Raw genomic sequence first — 17282 nt, 5'->3', positions numbered from 1 at the left:
TTTTTTACGCCTTTTTCTTTTGTATAGCTGTTTTAACATGCACATGAATAGCATCTAATTCATAGCCAAAATGTAGATAAAAATCTTCCTGCACGGCTTGTTGTAATGCCAATAAACGGGCTGCTAATGGATAATTGATTGGAAGCTTCACCTGAATAGTGAGGATAGCTTGAACCTGATCCCCTAACACAAATTGTGCCTGCTCTACCTTTTGTACAATCGCCTGTTGGCTACAGCAGTATGTCAGTAGCTGTACATAAACAGGCTTGCTGATTTCTATATATTCCCGCTGAAAATCAGGACGCACAATCGTCGTTTCCCCGATTTTTTCTCGTTTCGATGAAAAAATCTCCATGCCCTTTTGCACCAATCGTTTAAAGAAATTTTGCTCCACTTGTCTATAGGGGATCGGCATCACATGCTTACCCTGTGTTTGACGGATAAAGCGGGCTTTTTGAATTTCCTTAAAAGAACGGACATCCTCCACATCATAATAATGCTCAATCGGTCCTAGCTCTAGCTGCTTGGCAATACTATTCGTCATTTTAGTCGATGTGCCAATAAGTAAAATAGACTGTACCTGATGATGAGCTAGCGCTTTTTGGACAGCCTCACGATGGGCTGGATCTGTAAAAATGGCACGCCGTACAGCGGTAATTGTATTTTTTTCAAATTTAGCAGAAAGGCCTGCAACTCTTACGCCATTCACAATGAGTAATCCATCATCAACAATGGCCTCCACCCCTAATTTATGGGCAAAGGCAAGCGCACTTGTACTTTTGCCTGTGCCGCTTGGTCCGCTTAATGAATATACCTTCACTGCCCTCTTCCCCCTTACAAAATCGTTTTCGCATCTGGTGATAACATGCATATTTGCTTCAAATAGGCTGACATATGGGCATCCTTTGCCATGCTTCGAAACAGTGTGCATGCCGTAAATAAGGCATTCCACATGTTAGCATAGTCAGCGTCCGCATAGGTTTTTACATACAACGCCCAATAATTAGCTGACACATAGGTTTTCAAATACTTCCCCATTTTGCCCGTAGATAATTGAAAATGATGATGCTGACCAATCCACCAATTGAGCATTTGATGTCAGGATTGTCTTGTGGTTTCTTCAAGCATTTGCTTGGCATACGGTAGCTCGTCTCGCATAAGACTCACCCCACCTAAAAAACTTTATACTCAGTATAATACAATTTCCTTTGTGAAGGAATTTATAGTAGCTTCTCCCAACAGTAGACAATCTATTTTCGCTAGCCTACGCACGCATCCTCTCCATTATATAAATATTTTCTTTTTTCAGAATATCTGTCCCTTTCTGTGCTTCAGTATGATAAAATGTGAACTACTATTCTGTTATACAACTACAAGGAGTGTACTAGTTTTGAAAATCGTACCATCTAAAAAAATGTCATTATTTACACCAGCAATTTTCGGAGATTTGAAAAATTTTGCGCGCGAGCAGCAAGCAAAGGGCATGACCTTAATTGACTTAAGCTTAGGAAGTCCTGATCTTCCCCCACATGCTAAAATCCGTGAGCATCTTTCCTATCGCGCAGGTTTAGCTGAATCTTACGGCTATACACTGACAGGCACACAGCGTTTTTATGATGCGGTGAGTCGCTACTATAAGCGCCGTAGTAACGTCAATCTAGATCCCGCAACAGAAATTATTCAAACAATTGGCTCGCAAGAAGGCTTAGTGCATTTACCCATCGCCTTTTGTGATCCAGGAGACATCGTCTTATCCACAAACCCAGCTTATGTTGCATATGACGCAGGCATTCACTTAGCTGGCGCAACACCTTATTACATGCCTCAAACAGCTGACAACGATTATTTACCTGATTTAGACGCTGTACCAGAAGAAATTGCCCAGAAAGCAAAGCTATTGATTTTAAACTTGCCAGGAAATCCTGTACCGGCGATGCCTTCATTAGCGTATTTTGAAAAAGTCATTGCCTTTGCCAAAAAATATAATATTATTGTTCTCCATGATGCGGCCTATTCAGAGTTCTATTTTACGGGAGATGGCCCCATTAGCTTCCTAGCTGCACCAGGAGCAAAAGAAGTCGGCATGGAGATTAACTCCCTCTCGAAAAGCTTTAGTCTTGCTGGCACACGTATTGCCTATATCGCAGGAAATGCAGAAATGATCGCTGTTATCAAGCAATTAAAATCAAATTTAGACTTCGGTATTTTCGAGCCTATCCAGGATGCGGCTGTCGTTGCACTGGATAACGCAGAGGAAATTACGGAAAGCTTACGTGCCACTTTCTCACAACGTCATAAAACACTGATGAATGGCTTACAAGCTTTAGGATGGGAGGCAGCACCATCAGATGGTGGAATGTTCGTTTGGGCAAAATATCCCTATGCTATCGATTGTACAGAACTAGCCTTCCAATTGATTGAACAAGCAGGCGTTGTCACAGTGCCCGGAACCGTATTTGGTACTGCAGGACAAGGCTATTTACGTTTAGCATTAGTCCAACCAAAGGAACTTCTGCAAGAAGCTGTGGATCGCTTAGCAAAAGTACAATTATTGGCCCAAAGCAAAAATTAGGCAATTTAAAAACCCTTCTAACGTTTTGTTGGAAGGGTTTTTCTATGAAGGTTAAATCCACACATCGTTTTCTGCGGTAAGCTCTGATTGTTCCTCACCCGTATTCACGACACCAACAGGCTCTACAAGCAAAATTTTACACTCTGATGCCGCATAGGGTTTATGTTCCACATTGCGCGGAACCACAAACATTTCCCCTGCTTGCAAGCTTACTTCACCATCTCGGAATTCGATGATTAACTGCCCCTCAAGGACGATAAACACTTCATCCGTATCATCATGCTTATGCCAGACAAAATCCCCCTGAACTTTGACGAGCTTAAATTGATAATCATTCATTTCAGCAATGACCTTTGGTGACCAATGCTCTTGGAATTTAGCTAATTTCTCTTGAAAATTAATCGGTATGTATGCCATTTCCATTCCCCCTTGCTTTGAGTCTATTCATAGCATACCATAATGCTATTTTCCACAGCAAAAAACAGCTACTGCCATAAGAACAGTAGCTGTTTTATTAGATATCATATTTTTGATGAACATCATCCTCGTAACGGTTATAGCGCTGCTTAAAGAGCTTGAATAAATGCGTGACAAGCACCTTAAAGATTGCATAGCCTGGAATCCCTAAAATAACACCTGGGACACCAAATAACGAGCCTGCCGTTAATAACACAAAGATAATCGTAATCGGATGAATACTGAGTGATTTCCCCATAATTTGTGGCGAGATAAATTTCCCTTCAATCAACTGAACGATTGTCCATACAATGGCTAGCTTAATTAGCATTAATGGGGACGTGACAAGGGCAATAATGACAGCTGGTGTGATCGCAATAACGGGACCTAAATAAGGCACCACACTGGTAATCATCGCAAGGAAGCCGAGCAATAAAGCATACTTCATGCCAATAATTAAAAAGCCAATCGTCACCATTGCGCCAATACACATGGATACTAAAATTTGCCCCTGTATGTACGAACTAATTTGCTTGTCCATGTCATGGAAAATGTCAGTTACTTCTTTACGCATACGCGGTGGGCACACTTTCAGCATAAATTTCGGTAATTTTTCGCCCTCTTTTAGTAAATAAAATAAGATGAATGGCACCGTTACAAGTGATAGCACAATACCTGTTAACGTTGATAGGAAGCCCGTAATCCCAGATGCCACACCCTGTGCTACATTGGTCGCCATATCCTTCACTGTTTTTACCATATCCGTTGTGAAGTTATTCAACACTTCATCAAAATTAAAGCTAATTTTATCTAAGTACTCATTAAAACGTGAATGATTCAGAAATTCTACAATGTTTTGCGTAAATGCCATGAAGTACTCTGGGAATTCCTGTGCTAAATTGGTGAACTGGTCGCGTAAAAACGGATAGACTAGCACCACGAGTAACGTAATGACACCAATGACCGCAATGTAGAGGATTAAAATACCCCATATTCTTGGGATGCGCCATCGTACTAGCATCGCCAGCAATGGGCGTAATAAATAGTAGCCAATGACGGCTAGTACCCCTGGTAAAATCACTACTTCAAATAATACTTGAAGCGGGGTAAAGATAAAGGAAACTTGATTAAACATAAAAATAACACATGCCACTAGTAATAAAATCACCAGTGTAAATAATAGGTTTCTACCACCTAAAAAACGAATAAACTTAGTTGCTAACAGGTTTGAACGCTCTTTTGGTCTCTCTTTTTCCATAGATCCACCCCAATCCAAATGCTCTACCTTTATATTACAGGATAATGTTGGTTTTTGCGAAAAATCACTCTAGTGAAATACCTAAAAAATCGCTTAAAAATGCCTTGTTTTGCTCCACATCGATGACAATGGAATCGCCTGCATGGCTAAAGTTTTGGAATTGATAGCTCCCCTCAATAGGAATGGTTGCTTTCTCAATGTTGACCTTGCCCTTTGATAGCAATTTAAGCACTTGCTGCATTTCCTCAGAGGATGAATAATCTGTTGTGATATAGCCCTGTGCCGCTCCGACGAATTTTGGTAAATGCAACATATTGGTAGGCGTTAATAGCTCCGATTTCAACGCTTCAATGACTTTTTGCTGACGCGCAACACGACCAAAATCTCCTTCCGCATCATGACGGAAACGAGCATAGCCCAGTAGCTCCTGTCCATTTAAACGATGAACACCTTGCTTTAACTCTACGCCAATGTTTTCAGACATGTCCTTTTCAACATCCATTTCCACACCATTTGGCGCTAAAATATCCACTAAGGATTCAAAGTTTTTAAAATCAATTAGTGCATAATGATGAATCGGTAGGCCAAACATATTTGTCAATGTTTCCTTCAATAGCTGGACGCCGTCTAGATAGTAGGCTGTATTAAGCTTATAGGATTGATAGCCTGGGATATCCGCGTAAATATCGCGCATAAAGGATACGAGTTTAATATCGTTGTTTGCTTTATTCCAGGATAATACCATCATTGTATCGGTACGTGATTTTTCCTCCCCACGTGTATCGACCCCTAAAATCAAATAGTTTTCGATATCCCCTTTGATACTATCACCCGTAAAATCTTCCTGTGCTACTTTCGTGTCATTGGCTAGCTCTAGTCCACTGCGATATTGCATGACCGAATAGCCGACAATCACAATGATACACAGTAGTAATAGTGTGAAAATTGCTCTCCCTTTACGTAATCTACGCTTTTTTGGACGTTGGGAGCGTCTCGTATAATCTTGCTCTTCCATAACAACTAACTCCTCTATTTTGATATAGTTAATGTAACGATTGATTAGCTAGAAAGTTTCATTTTGAAAAGGATCTATTCCATGATTTTCTATCTAATCGTTATTTTACACCCATTTGCGCAGTTTGGAGCAAAACAATGCTATAATATTTTCACAAAAGAAAGGATGATTCAAATGATAGAAAAAGCGACATTTGCTGGCGGATGTTTTTGGTGTATGGTCAAGCCATTCGTCGAGTGGGACGGTATACATAAAGTGACTTCTGGCTATATGGGTGGCCATTTAGAAAACCCAACCTATGAAGATGTCAAAAAAGGAACGTCAGGCCATTTAGAAGTCGTCGAAATCGAATTCGACCCTGCTATTTTTAGTTATGAGCAGCTCCTTGATATTTATTGGATGCAAATTGACCCGACAGATGCGTATGGACAGTTCCATGACCGTGGCGAATCCTATACAACCGCTATCTTTACCTATACAGATGAGCAAAAGCATATCGCAGAGGTCTCGAAAGAAAAACTTGCCAATAGCGGACGCTTTGATAAACCTATTGTAACCAAAATTCGCGATGCTGAACGCTTCTATCCAGCAGAAGACTATCACCAAGATTATTATAAAAAAGAAACGGAACACTATCAGCAAGACCGTTCCGTTTCTGGCCGTGATACATTTATTGCAAAGCATTGGGAAAATGAATAAGCTAGAGAACATGAAAAACACGTATTATTTGATAGGTAATCAAAAATACGTGTTTTTCTATTGGAAAGCCAATATTTTTCAAGTGATTCCTTGCCTATCAAAATAACAAGAACGAAAGATACAGAAAGATAATCAAAATCAGCAGAGAAAAAAGACTAGAAATCATATAAATACAACGATTGGAAGGATAAAATCGTCCATCCTGAATTTCTTTTCTTTTTCTTGCATATTGAAAGGTTGCCAAAACACCTATGATAAACCCAATGATGCAGGCAAAAATGCCAAGGCAGATAGCTAAGATATGAATAGAATCATTCGAATTCATTTTAATCGTAAAATGCAAGGAGGTGGTCAAAAATCCGACTCCGACAATCGAAATGCTAGTCCGTATCCAAGCTAAGTACGTTCTTTCGTTCGCTAAATGCTGCTGGGCATACTGTACACTATTGTTCGCTCCTTCGTTCCATGTATTGAATCCCTCCATAAACGGTAACCCTTCCCTATCCCATTTTAAACTGCTTTCACATTATTCGTTTTTAGCTAAATAGGCTATAATGGCCTGACATGCTTGCACTCCTTCTGGCTGAGGTGAGTAATTGGAAGATAGTTTGACAATGACGGTCTCGGTTTTCGGTGCAATGTGGATTTGTTGATCAAACTTTCCTCGTGCTGAATACCCTCCGTATTGATCATGACTAATCCACCATTGATTATGATAGGAAAACCCTGGAAGATAATGATGATTACTTTCCTCAAGTAATTGTGGATTTCCGCCTTTTTGGATTTCCCTTATGATTGGCACGGGAATAATTTGCTGACCATTATAAAAACCATTGTTACACATCATGCTACCAAAACGTCCTAAATCACGTAAGGTTGCGCGCATACCACCACTAGCTATATCTGTGCCAATGCCATCCAAATGCATGCAAGCATTTTCTTCTGCCCCTAATTTAGACCATATATATTGCTGAATTAATTCAGCTAGATTTTTACCTGTTAATCGTTTAATGATCCAGCCTAATGTTTCTGTTTGGCCATTTTCATACTTAAATACCGTACCAGGGGGAATAGCTCGTTTACTTGCTACCATAAATTCATATAGATTTTCCGGTCCATGATAGTTTTCAGGTTTTGGTATCGAACCAGATGCGATAAAAATAGGGGTGCCCCGCCCTATTCCCATAGGCGTATCCGCTTCCATATACTTCACAGGAACTTGCATATCAAGCAATTGCTGAACAGTACCCTCGCCTAGTCCTGTTCCTTCTAATTCAGGAATGTAATAGAAAGCTTTTTTAGTTAGATCTAGTACCCCTTCATCAGCTAGTAAACCCACAATTAACCCGACAAATGACTTTGATGCAGAGTTCAATGCATGAGGCTGATAGAATGGATAGCCATTAAAATAGTTTTCATATAAAATTTTCCCTTTATGCAACACAAGAAAGGCATCTGTATTGGTCCTTTCAAGATAGGCTAAAACACTTTCATGCTTATGAACGTATATAGTGGCCAAATCTAATGAATCATCGGCATATGATAATAAGCTTGGCTTTTGGCTTCCTTTCCAGATCATTCGGCATGGGCTCAATTCACCTGAATGACAATAGCCCTGCAAATGCTTCTTTGAAGTAAACCAATTATCTTTCGTGATGATATCCTCCTGATTTGGCGGAAAAGCTTGTTTAATCGTTGCGGTTCCATTTTGCATAGACAACGCTCCTTCTTTAAAAAGAATGCCCGATAAGCATATCTTTTTTTGCTTCTTTTACTTTATTTGTAATCGCTAGTGCTGCTACTGCTCCAGCTAATGCAGAAACAATTAAAAACCAACAGACAGCAGTATACGAACCATTAAAAATTGTCAGAATGAACCCGATAACCAGTGGTGAAATCCCTCCTGCAATCTGACCACCGAAGGAAACAAATCCTGTTACAGAACCAGATAACTCCTGATCTGAATACTTAATAATCATTGTATACAAGGCTGTTCCAATAAAAGAGATTGCAATCGCGTTAAACGTCAAATAAACAATCCCAAGCGTGACAGACGATGCGTGAAACATTAAATATAAAAAAACACTCGAAGCTAGTAATCCGCCCATTGCTAGATATTTTTCTCTTCCTACCATATATTTATCTAAGATCAAACCGCTTACATTAAACATGATAAAGGAAGAAATATACGGAATAGCCATTAAGGCACTTGCCGATAACAAATCCAATCCTTGACTAACCAAATAAGAGGGCATCCATGTAATCATTCCCCAATTCACGATATTAGAAAAGAATTTCGTAAAGAGAAATTTCCAAAAATTATTCGTTTTAAACACCATTTTATAATGGATTTTCTTGCTAGCTTGTGCCTCAGCTGCTTTTTGCTTATCATCTGAAGACTTTAAATAAGCCCAAATGGCCCAAGCTATAAAAACGCCTGCAATCCCAATGCTAACAAACATCCATCTCCATCCGAATGAAACCAACAAAAAACCGATCGCTATAGAGCCTATTACACCACCTGCAGTTTGCGCAGATAGAAAGAATGAGCTTGCTCGACCTCGTTCATTTTCTCCAAAGTTATCAGCAATCGAGCGCATGCTAGCTGGAAAAACACTGCCTTCCGCTAACCCAAATAGGAGACGAATGAAGAGGAGTGAAATAAATGACCAGGCAAGGCTTGTCAGAGCTGTAAAAAATGAAAATCCAATGACGGAAACAAACAAGACATTTCGTGCACCATACTTATCGGTAAGCCATCCACCGATCGGATGCATCAGAGCGTAGCTAAAAAAGAAAATACTCAACACTAAACCAGCCTCAAATGAGTTCAGGTCTAAGGCTTTCTGAATAGGAATAATGGCGACGTTCATGGATGTTTTATCAATATGACTTAATAACATCCCTAAAAATAAGAGTATAATAATGATCGATTTACGCTTTTTATCAGCCGCATACACTTGCATTTCACACACTCCTTTTCATTGAATGGGTAAGTCCTCTTTCTAATTCACTAAACGTGCCGCTCCTTCCCAGAAAGGTTTTCTTAGCGCTTTCTTATCAATCTTTCCTACCATTGTTAGTGGTAAAGATGTCTCGAAAATAATCTCCTTTGGCACCATATAGGAAGCGGTACGTTGCTTACAAAACTCGATTAATTCTTCTTTCGTACACGTTTCACCTTCACGTAGCACTGCGACTAAACAAACCGCCTCCCCCCAATCATTGTGCGGGATGCCGATGCAAGCACACATAGCGACCTTCGAATGCTGGTTCACAATTCTTTCTACTTCAGCAGGATACACATTGAAGCCACCCGAAATAATCATATCCTTTTTCCGTTCGACAATATGAAGATAGCCTTGTTCATCGAATTGTCCAATATCACCTGTAAAGAACCAGCCATCCTGAAATGCCTTTGCTGTTAGATCAGGTCTATTGTAATAACCAATGGATACAGAAGGTGTTTTGACTGCAATTTCACCTGGCTGCAATGGTTGAACATCTTGGCCCTTATCGTCGACTAAGCGAATTTGGGTAAGCATACACGGTTTTCCACAGCTCTTTAACACCTCCAAATTGTGCTCATAGGCAAAAAGGTGATCGCTTTTTGTCAATCTGGCAATGACGATACTGCATTCCGTCATGCCATACTGCTGTCTAAAAATAGGACCAAAAATTTCAAACGCTTCTTTCAAACGTTCAGAGGAAATAGGTGATGACCCATAATTGATATTGCGTAATGAGCTGACATCATAGTTTTTTTGCTTGGCCTCATCAATTAGCCGATAAATAATCGTTGGCACAACAAAGGTGCTTGTAATCCGCTCCGTTTGTACAATTTGCATAAATTGTTGTGGATGAAATGCCTTCATGATATAGACATGACATCCAGATGCAAGTGACCTTTGTAGCAACACGCCTGCCGCATGGATAATGGGCGTACAAAACAACACCTTGTCTTGGTCATCATATGGATACTCCATGCAAGAAGCCATCAGGGAGGCCCCAAAACCTCGCTGAGAGTGCATGACTCCTTTTGGCGTTCCAGTTGTGCCACCTGTGTAGGATAGGATGGCTACGTCATCTAATGAGGCATCAGGAAAAACGTGACAGCCTTTTTTATGCTCTATCTCCATACGATAAAATTCTTCCGGGTAGTCAATGCCCAACCCAGGCACACCAACAACAGTAACGGCCTGTTTGCCGATTTCTTGTTGATAGCTTAGAACAGATGCTATATGCTTCTGCGTGGCCATAATGATGACTTGAGGCTCCGCATCTCTTAAAATAAACTCAATTTCCTTCATGCCTAGCTTATCATTTAACGGAACGACCGTAGCTCCACACCGACTGACAGCAAGATTGTAGACAACATTTTCAATACTATTTGGAATGAGAACTGCAACACGCTTTCCGACTTGTACGCCAAGACAACCTAACTGGCTTGCTGCCGCATCAACTTGTTCTCGTAATGTCTTATAAGTAATCGTTTCATTTGTCTCTACACAAGTAAGCGCTGGCTGTCTATCAAATTTATTTAAACTAGTAAATAGAAAAGCTTGAAACGTTATAGCATCCATGTAAACTTCCTCCTTTAGGTAAATAATCGTTTCGAAAGACGATGTATTTATGATTGACTCAGCAATTCTTTAGCTATTATGTTTTTCTGAATTTCAGATGTACCCGTCAAAATTCTAAACATCCGTACATCTCGATACATTTTCTCTACAGGATGTCCTTTCATTAACCCTTGACCACCCAAGATTTGAACTGCCTTGTCTGCCACTCGATTGGCAACCTCAGAGGTATACAGTTTCACCATAGATGCTTGCCCTCTCACGTTTTCACCATGGTCCATACGTTCGATCACATCGTAGAGCATACAACGTGCTGCATAGAGTTCAGTGGCCATTTCCGCTAACATATGTTGAATAGCTTGAAATTCCGCAATTGGTTTACCAAACTGTCTACGCTCTTTGGCATGATCAACTGCTTCATCTAATAGCCGTTGTGCTACCCCAAGGTAGGTAGCTCCCCAAGACGCTCTGTTTTCATTGATTCTGTTAAGCCCCAGCATCAATCCCTTGCCTCGTTGACCGAGAATATTCGTAGCAGGCACTCGGCATTGGTTAAAAATCAGCTCAGCTGTACTATGTTCTCCCGATATAGGCACTTGAATCTTGCCAAGTTCAAAACCTGGTCGTTCCTCTGTCTGTTTCTCTACAATAAAGGCAGTAACGCTTACATTAGTTGGCTCTACCATTTCCTTTGCCAAAACAATTGCCCAGTCAGCATAGGGTGCAGCGCTAATAAAATGCTTTTTCCCATGTAATATGTAGCTATCACCATCCCGTATAGCTGTTGTTTGAATGGCACGGGCATCAGATCCTGCACCAGGCTCTGATAATGCAAAACAACAACCTTCTTGAGCATTAATCACTGGCATGACGTACTTTGTTAATTGGTCTGGCGTAAAAACGTTTATCATCTGACCAATACGTAAAGGTCCACCGATTTCACCCAAAACATGCCCCCATAAAACCGCGCCTGATTTTGCAAGCTCTTCCTTTAAAACGCATAGTCCCTTTAAGCTAAGCGACTGTCCTCCCAACTCCTTTGGTAGATTGATACCATAAAATCCAAGCTCCTTTGATCGCTTTCGAACCCATGTAATTTGCTCCATCGAAATCTTTTGCTCTGCATCCATTTCATGCTCCCGTTCAAACGGTAATAGTTCATTGTCAATAAACGCTCGTAACTTCTGCTTTAACTGATCAAGATAATCAATTGTCCCTGTTGCTTGCATACTGTACTCCTTTCCAACACTCGTTCAATCTCAGAACGAAAACGTTTCCACTTTAAATTTTTAGAATAATAAAAATATTCTTGCTCATTATTTTATATATGGCTGTGAATAAAGTAAAATGGTAAAATATCATAGATACTTGAATATAATTCATATAAAAAGAGGGATGATTGTGCATATAGAGCAATTAAAATACATTGTTGAGGTAGCTAAAACACGATCGATTTCCATCGCAGCACAGAATCTTCATGTTTCACAATCAACGATCAGTAAATCCATTACGAACTTAGAGCAAGAATTACGTATTTCCTTGTTTACACGTTCACGGCTAGGCGCCATACCAACAGCCGAAGGGAAAAATATCATAAAAAAAGCCTATGAAATTGTGATGAAGTTGGAAGAAATACAGGAAGAAGCACAAGAGCAAACCTCCCTCATAAACGGGGAATTGAATATAACGGCTAGCCCTAGCTTCTTTCTGCCCATTTTACTTAAAGCGTTAACAAGCTTTAAAAAAGATTACCCTTCCTTTCGTATCCATATGACCGAAAAAAAGTCACCAACGATTATTGAAGAAGTAATTCAAGGGAAGATCGATATTGGCTTAGCAATGCTTGATGATATAGATTGGAATGCACATGAAGAATTGGTTTTCGAAGCCTTAATAGAGGGCAAAATCATGGTATGTGTCAGCAAGCATTCTCCACTTGCATTTAGTGACTATATCACACCTGAGGAGCTAATCCATGAAACAATCGTCATGTATGATGGGGTAATATGGAAGGATTCTATTACAAAATTTATGCATAAGTATGGCCCTCTTAATATTTTATTTACCACTAACAATACCGAAGTCATCAAAAAAGCTGTTGCAGAGGGCTTAGCCATCACCTTTTTGATGGATATAGCTTTACAGGATGATCATTATGTCACGAATGGAGAGATTGTCCCCATACCCTTAATAAATTTTGAATCCAATAAACGTTCCTTTGGATGGGTACGGTCTAAGAAAAAGCATTTCTCTTTGGCAGCAAAAGAGTTTTTAAAATACCTGAAAGCGAATATCGCCAAATCAGAATAAGAGCGTCTTTAAGATGCTTGCCCAATAAAAAAAGTGCCTAATTCTTTTGAATTAAGCACTTCAATGGAATTTAACTATTCGATGTTGTTTCCAAATAAGATTGGAGCGCATTAAAGAAACGAATGCCGTATTTTTCGAATTTTACTTCACCAATCCCACTAATATGTCGTAGCCCTTCAAGCTCGGATGGTTTTTTATCACAAATTTCACGTAACGTTTTATCCGAAAATACAACAAAGGGCGGTACCTTTTCCTCGTCAGCAATCTCTTTCCGCAGCACACGTAAATGTTCGAATAATGGATCGTTGTCCACCAGCTTCTTCACCGTGACAGCTTCCTTGCGCATGACGTGTCGATTGCCAAGCAGTACTTCCTTGCCTTCTGCTGATACATAAATTGTGGGGAATGTACCGTGCTTCACGGCCAATAAACCCTCTGCAATTAAAAATTCAATAAAGTTGGATACATCCTTTGAGGCATATTTCCCCTTTAAGATGCCGTAGGTCGATAATCGTGCAAAGCCAAACTCAGCTATTTTTTGATTTTTAGAGCCAATTAACACCTGTGCTACCATGGTCTTACCGAATTTTTGGCCCATGCGTACAACACAGGCTAGCACCTTTTGCGCATCCTCCGTCACATCTGTTACTGCTCGTCCATCATTGCAGTTATTACAACGCCCACAAGGCTCCTCCTCCTCTTCCCCAAAATACGATAAAATCGCATTTTGGAGGCAGCCCTCTGTATGGCAGTAATCCACCATTGTTTGAAGTTTGGCTAGCTCCTGGGTAATACGCGCTTCGTCCTGTTTTTGTTCAATAAGAAAACGCTGTGTTTGGACGTCGCCTGAAGCATACAATAAAATACACGCACTTGGCAGACCATCTCGCCCAGCACGACCCGCTTCTTGGTAATAGCTCTCCATATTACGAGGCATCTGATAATGCAACACAAAGCGCACATTACTTTTATCAATACCCATACCAAAAGCATTCGTTGCCACCATGATACGTGCCTCATCTTTTAAAAATCGCTCCTGCTCAGCCATTCGCAAATCCTCTGATAGACCCGCATGATATTTTGCAACGGCTTCACCAGAGCGACTCAGCATATCATAAATCGCATCTACCGCTTTTCGAGTGGCAGCGTAAATGATGCCGACTTCCTGTTGATTTTTTTGTACATAATTTTTTATATAGCGTTCTTTATTTTCGCCAATTAACACGGAAAGCGCCAAATTCTCACGCGAAAAGCCTGTCATGACCGTTGCTCGCTCATCAATCGCTAACAATTGACGAATATCATCACAAACCGCTGGCGTCGCAGTGGCTGTCAGCGCTAAAACAGTGGGCTTTTGTGGCCATAGCGTAAAAAGCTTGTGAATGGAACGATAGCTTGGTCTAAAATCATGCCCCCATTGCGATATACAATGAGCCTCATCAATCGCTAGTAATGGCACAGATAAATACGACAATGCTTGAAGAAACGTAGTACTTTCTAGTCGCTCTGGTGCAATATAGAGGAGCTTTAAATAACCGGCACTAGCAAGTTGCATCGTTTCATCCACTTCCTGTGCCGTTAGCGTACTATTGATATAGGCTGCTGGAATGTTAGCCGTTCGTAAAGCCTCTACCTGATCTTGCATCAGTGAAATCAGAGGTGAAATGACGATGGTTAACCCCTCAAGCATTAACGCTGGAATTTGATAGCAAATGGACTTCCCTCCACCTGTTGGCATGACACAAAGGCTTGATTGCCCTTGTAATGTTTGTTCAATAATTTGTTCTTGTCCTTGGCGAAAGGTTTCATAGCCAAAATGATGCTGTAGCATTTGTCTTGCTTGCTCCATGCAAAATTCACTCCTCATTTGTGAGACCAAGTAGCTTGTACTCGCCCTGTTCATTTTTTTCTAGCTCATACAGCATGTTGGAGTAGGCAAGTGCCTCCTGTCCAGCAGCATTCGTCAGCATATATTCCGTTTTGGCTTGCACGATGAGACACTGTCCTTCTACGCGAATATCCTGAATGTCCGTGTCAGCGAAATGAATTTTGGCTTGTTTGGAAGCATAGTAGGCAACCATACTAGCCAAGGTTTCCTGTATCGCCTCTGTCCCGACAATGGGTTTCATGACACTTGCATCCTGAATTGTCACTGCACCCTTTAAATGCTTGTGAAACGTATCTAAAAATAGCTTAATTTCATCGGTATTATACGCAAATACATTTTCTCCATATTGTTCGATTGCTTGCTGTACAGCTTCTTTATCCCCTTGTTCGATATAGGGATATAAATTTTTCGATTGGGATAGTCGTACACTGGCTGTCATGCCCTCGTCAATCCATTCATCAATGGATGATTGAAATTCCTTTATAGGCAATATGTATGGCTGGGACTCTCCCTGCTGTTGTCGATTAACATAAAGACCGACAATGGCTCCATTTTCAGCCTCCATGACAGGGCTTCCTAGAGGTATGGATTGTTCTGCTTTTATAAAATAGGCCGCTACCTTATCTTGGTATTTTTGAATCGTATAAGGTAAACCATTCACATAAACAGCTAGCTGATTGAGCTCACCTTCATAGAGATTAGGCACTTGCACATCCGCTTGATAGGATACTCGTAACATGGCCATATTATAGGCTGTTGACATGACATGAATAGTTGCTGCTACCAGCTTGTCCTCACCAAATTGAACAAGGGCAGTTGGTTTGGATGCCACCAGTGCGCCATTCGTTAAAATATACAGTTGATCATCCTGTTGCTTGATAATAATACCTGCACCAACACCATGCTCTCCAATCACTTTGACCTCTGGTACAATTTTTTCCTGTTGCTTCGTCACCGCTCCCTCTGTTTGCACGTCTGCCTTTTTATTTTGAAACCAACCTGTACCTATTTGACTGTCACAGCCTGCTACAAGTAAAGCTGTCGCTCCTAAAACGAGCATCTTTTTATACATACCTTCACCAAAACTTTCTATTCAACATTCTCTCTTCTCTATCATAATCAAGGCGTGAGGATGTTTCAAGTTTACATAATATTATTATGAAATTATCAATATTAGAAAAATGCAGCTACTATGCTCAATTCATTTCTTTCTACCTATTAATATTGAGGGAAGACGAAATTTGCTGTGAGAATGGAAGGATATCATACCCTCAAAATAATTTTCACCAAAAAAGACATGTGCAACGTCACACATGTCTCTTACGATGTTTTTTTCTTAGCAGTCCAGTCGTTGCCAAAATGCCAAGCATTAATAGGACAAAGATCAGATACGTCCATGTATGATTACCTGTTAAATCATAGCAAACGCCTATTAGGATGGGGATAATCGCACTTACCATAAAGCCACCTGCTAGCACCATGGATGACCAGCTCGTGGCCTCCTGATCATTTTTGGCTTCATCAAGAGGCAACAATAGACCGATTGGAAATAGTCCACTTAACATAAAGCCAATTAATAAAATAGCCAGCCATAGGTAAATACCCGATGTGAGCCACAGTAGCATAAATCCAATCACGCCAACAAAGCTTAACACTAGCAGCCAGGCCATTCGACTTGGCCATTTTTCCATGAGAATTGGCACCGCCATATTCCCTATCATTTGTACAACGGACATTATGGTCAGCATGGCACTTGCTGCCTCTAATGACAGGCCTTTATCCTGTAGTAGCGGTGTGAGCCATGACATGATCGAGAAAAAGAGCGACGTTTGTAAACCAAAGTACAAGAGGATCACCCAAGCACGTCTAGATGTCCACGGATTACGGGCATGTTCTGTCGCAGTTACTTGTTGCAGCTGCTCGTTGTGCCCGGATGGAATCGCCCATAGCCAGATAACGAGCGCGACTACGGCGAGTATTGACCACATGCCGAGGGCGACTGTCCAGCTATTACCGAACCCCTGATAAAAAGTCACGGTTAAGGCCGCGCTTAAAGTAGCCCCTACGCCAATACCGAATGAATAAATACCGACAACTGTCGTGAAGCGTTCGGGAAACTTTTTCTTAATATAAGCATTTAAAATAGGACCAATCATCGCAATCGCTAAGCCTGCTGCGAAGCTTGTCACGATGAGCAAGAAATAGCTTGCTTGGAAAAAGCGTAGCCCATTGGCGACAACAAGGAGGGTCACTAAAAGGGTGATAGCTGATTTCGTGCCCATTTTTCGCTGTAGCGGGACAGCCAAAGGTGCAAACAAGCCCATACAAAAAACGGGGATGGATGTAAGAAAACTGATGCTTGTAGTCGAGACATGTAACGATGTCATCAGCACATTAAAAAGCGGTCCTATTCCCGTGACGGCTGGTCTCATGTTGAGTGCTACAAAAAATATACTAATGACCACTAGGGTGAGTGAAACGGTCCATTGTTTTTTAGCCATTTA

General features: G+C 40.8%; 16 protein-coding genes. 3 read left to right on the top strand and 13 right to left on the bottom strand.

Annotation, left to right across the window (positions count from 1 at the left end):
• Window positions 1-4: 4 nt before the first annotated feature.
• Together MHB40_RS12145 and MHB40_RS12140 are read right to left on the bottom strand one after the other, a co-directional pair.
• Complete coding sequence (locus MHB40_RS12145; protein WP_342534711.1) at window positions 5-820, bottom strand: ATP-binding protein; 816 nt, start codon at window positions 818-820, stop codon at window positions 5-7.
• Between the two features lie 14 nt (window positions 821-834).
• Window positions 835-1092, bottom strand: coding sequence for an aminoglycoside 6-adenylyltransferase (locus tag MHB40_RS12140; protein ID WP_342534710.1), 258 nt, complete (start codon window positions 1090-1092; stop codon window positions 835-837).
• Between the two features lie 298 nt (window positions 1093-1390).
• Here MHB40_RS12140 and MHB40_RS12135 point away from each other — a divergent pair, with 298 nt between their 5' ends.
• Window positions 1391-2572, top strand: a complete 1182-nt coding sequence (locus MHB40_RS12135) for an aminotransferase class I/II-fold pyridoxal phosphate-dependent enzyme (RefSeq protein WP_342534709.1) — start codon at window positions 1391-1393, stop codon at window positions 2570-2572.
• 51 nt (window positions 2573-2623) lie between these two features.
• On the opposite strand, the gene MHB40_RS12130 is transcribed toward MHB40_RS12135, so the two are convergent.
• From MHB40_RS12130 to MHB40_RS12120, 3 genes are all read right to left on the bottom strand, one after another.
• The gene (locus tag MHB40_RS12130; protein ID WP_205443492.1) at window positions 2624-2989 is read right to left on the bottom strand and encodes a cupin domain-containing protein; all 366 of its coding nucleotides are present in this window, start codon (window positions 2987-2989) and stop codon (window positions 2624-2626) included.
• 97 nt (window positions 2990-3086) lie between these two features.
• Complete coding sequence (locus MHB40_RS12125) at window positions 3087-4286, bottom strand: AI-2E family transporter (RefSeq protein ID WP_342534708.1); 1200 nt, start codon at window positions 4284-4286, stop codon at window positions 3087-3089.
• 64 nt (window positions 4287-4350) lie between these two features.
• Entirely contained in the window at window positions 4351-5301 is a 951-nt protein-coding gene (locus MHB40_RS12120; protein ID WP_342534707.1) for an LCP family protein, read from the bottom strand.
• A 174-nt stretch (window positions 5302-5475) separates the two neighbouring features.
• On the opposite strand from MHB40_RS12120, the gene msrA reads away from it, so the two are divergent.
• Entirely contained in the window at window positions 5476-6000 is a 525-nt protein-coding gene (msrA, locus tag MHB40_RS12115; RefSeq protein ID WP_342534772.1) for a peptide-methionine (S)-S-oxide reductase MsrA, read from the top strand.
• A 97-nt stretch (window positions 6001-6097) separates the two neighbouring features.
• On the opposite strand, the gene MHB40_RS12110 is transcribed toward msrA, so the two are convergent.
• Genes MHB40_RS12110 through MHB40_RS12090 form a run of 5 tightly spaced genes read right to left on the bottom strand, consistent with a single transcriptional unit; the run spans window position 6098 to window position 11809 of the window.
• The gene (locus MHB40_RS12110; protein ID WP_342534706.1) at window positions 6098-6484 is read right to left on the bottom strand and encodes a DUF202 domain-containing protein; all 387 of its coding nucleotides are present in this window, start codon (window positions 6482-6484) and stop codon (window positions 6098-6100) included.
• Window positions 6485-6526: 42 nt separating this feature from the next.
• On the bottom strand, window positions 6527-7714 hold the full coding sequence (locus MHB40_RS12105; protein WP_342534705.1) for a serine hydrolase: 1188 nt from the start codon (window positions 7712-7714) through the stop codon (window positions 6527-6529).
• Between the two features lie 16 nt (window positions 7715-7730).
• Window positions 7731-8966, bottom strand: a complete 1236-nt coding sequence (locus MHB40_RS12100; protein ID WP_342534704.1) for an MFS transporter — start codon at window positions 8964-8966, stop codon at window positions 7731-7733.
• Between the two features lie 39 nt (window positions 8967-9005).
• Window positions 9006-10583 (bottom strand): AMP-binding protein, encoded by a 1578-nt coding sequence (locus tag MHB40_RS12095; RefSeq protein WP_342534703.1) that lies wholly within the window; start codon window positions 10581-10583, stop codon window positions 9006-9008.
• A gap of 47 nt (window positions 10584-10630) precedes the next feature.
• Window positions 10631-11809, bottom strand: coding sequence for an acyl-CoA dehydrogenase family protein (locus tag MHB40_RS12090; protein WP_342534702.1), 1179 nt, complete (start codon window positions 11807-11809; stop codon window positions 10631-10633).
• A gap of 172 nt (window positions 11810-11981) precedes the next feature.
• Here MHB40_RS12090 and MHB40_RS12085 point away from each other — a divergent pair, with 172 nt between their 5' ends.
• Window positions 11982-12890, top strand: a complete 909-nt coding sequence (locus MHB40_RS12085; protein WP_342534701.1) for a LysR family transcriptional regulator — start codon at window positions 11982-11984, stop codon at window positions 12888-12890.
• 70 nt (window positions 12891-12960) lie between these two features.
• Here MHB40_RS12085 and recQ read toward each other — a convergent pair whose 3' ends face one another.
• The 3 genes from recQ to MHB40_RS12070 form a co-directional block, all read right to left on the bottom strand.
• The gene (gene recQ, locus MHB40_RS12080; RefSeq protein ID WP_342534700.1) at window positions 12961-14739 is read right to left on the bottom strand and encodes a DNA helicase RecQ; all 1779 of its coding nucleotides are present in this window, start codon (window positions 14737-14739) and stop codon (window positions 12961-12963) included.
• A gap of 7 nt (window positions 14740-14746) precedes the next feature.
• Window positions 14747-15850, bottom strand: a complete 1104-nt coding sequence (locus MHB40_RS12075; protein WP_342534699.1) for a hypothetical protein — start codon at window positions 15848-15850, stop codon at window positions 14747-14749.
• Between the two features lie 235 nt (window positions 15851-16085).
• Complete coding sequence (locus MHB40_RS12070) at window positions 16086-17279, bottom strand: MFS transporter (RefSeq protein ID WP_342534698.1); 1194 nt, start codon at window positions 17277-17279, stop codon at window positions 16086-16088.
• Window positions 17280-17282: the final 3 nt, after the last annotated feature.

The sequence above is a fragment of the Lysinibacillus sp. FSL K6-0057 genome, from assembly GCF_038630885.1.
Lineage (GTDB): Bacteria > Bacillota > Bacilli > Bacillales_A > Planococcaceae > Lysinibacillus > Lysinibacillus fusiformis_F.
This window is presented reverse-complemented; position numbering and strand designations above follow the sequence as displayed.

Coding starts and splice junctions, on each gene's coding strand:
- MHB40_RS12140 (WP_342534710.1), bottom strand. CDS start 1,092: ATGCTCAATTGGTGGATTGGTCAGCATCATCATTTTCAATTATCTACG.
- MHB40_RS12130 (WP_205443492.1), bottom strand. CDS start 2,989: ATGGCATACATACCGATTAATTTTCAAGAGAAATTAGCTAAATTCCAA.
- MHB40_RS12125 (WP_342534708.1), bottom strand. CDS start 4,286: ATGGAAAAAGAGAGACCAAAAGAGCGTTCAAACCTGTTAGCAACTAAG.
- MHB40_RS12120 (WP_342534707.1), bottom strand. CDS start 5,301: ATGGAAGAGCAAGATTATACGAGACGCTCCCAACGTCCAAAAAAGCGT.
- msrA (WP_342534772.1), top strand. CDS start 5,476: ATGATAGAAAAAGCGACATTTGCTGGCGGATGTTTTTGGTGTATGGTC.
- MHB40_RS12110 (WP_342534706.1), bottom strand. CDS start 6,484: ATGGAGGGATTCAATACATGGAACGAAGGAGCGAACAATAGTGTACAG.
- MHB40_RS12105 (WP_342534705.1), bottom strand. CDS start 7,714: ATGCAAAATGGAACCGCAACGATTAAACAAGCTTTTCCGCCAAATCAG.
- MHB40_RS12100 (WP_342534704.1), bottom strand. CDS start 8,966: ATGCAAGTGTATGCGGCTGATAAAAAGCGTAAATCGATCATTATTATA.
- MHB40_RS12095 (WP_342534703.1), bottom strand. CDS start 10,583: ATGGATGCTATAACGTTTCAAGCTTTTCTATTTACTAGTTTAAATAAA.
- MHB40_RS12090 (WP_342534702.1), bottom strand. CDS start 11,809: ATGCAAGCAACAGGGACAATTGATTATCTTGATCAGTTAAAGCAGAAG.
- recQ (WP_342534700.1), bottom strand. CDS start 14,739: ATGGAGCAAGCAAGACAAATGCTACAGCATCATTTTGGCTATGAAACC.
- MHB40_RS12075 (WP_342534699.1), bottom strand. CDS start 15,850: ATGTATAAAAAGATGCTCGTTTTAGGAGCGACAGCTTTACTTGTAGCA.
- MHB40_RS12070 (WP_342534698.1), bottom strand. CDS start 17,279: ATGGCTAAAAAACAATGGACCGTTTCACTCACCCTAGTGGTCATTAGT.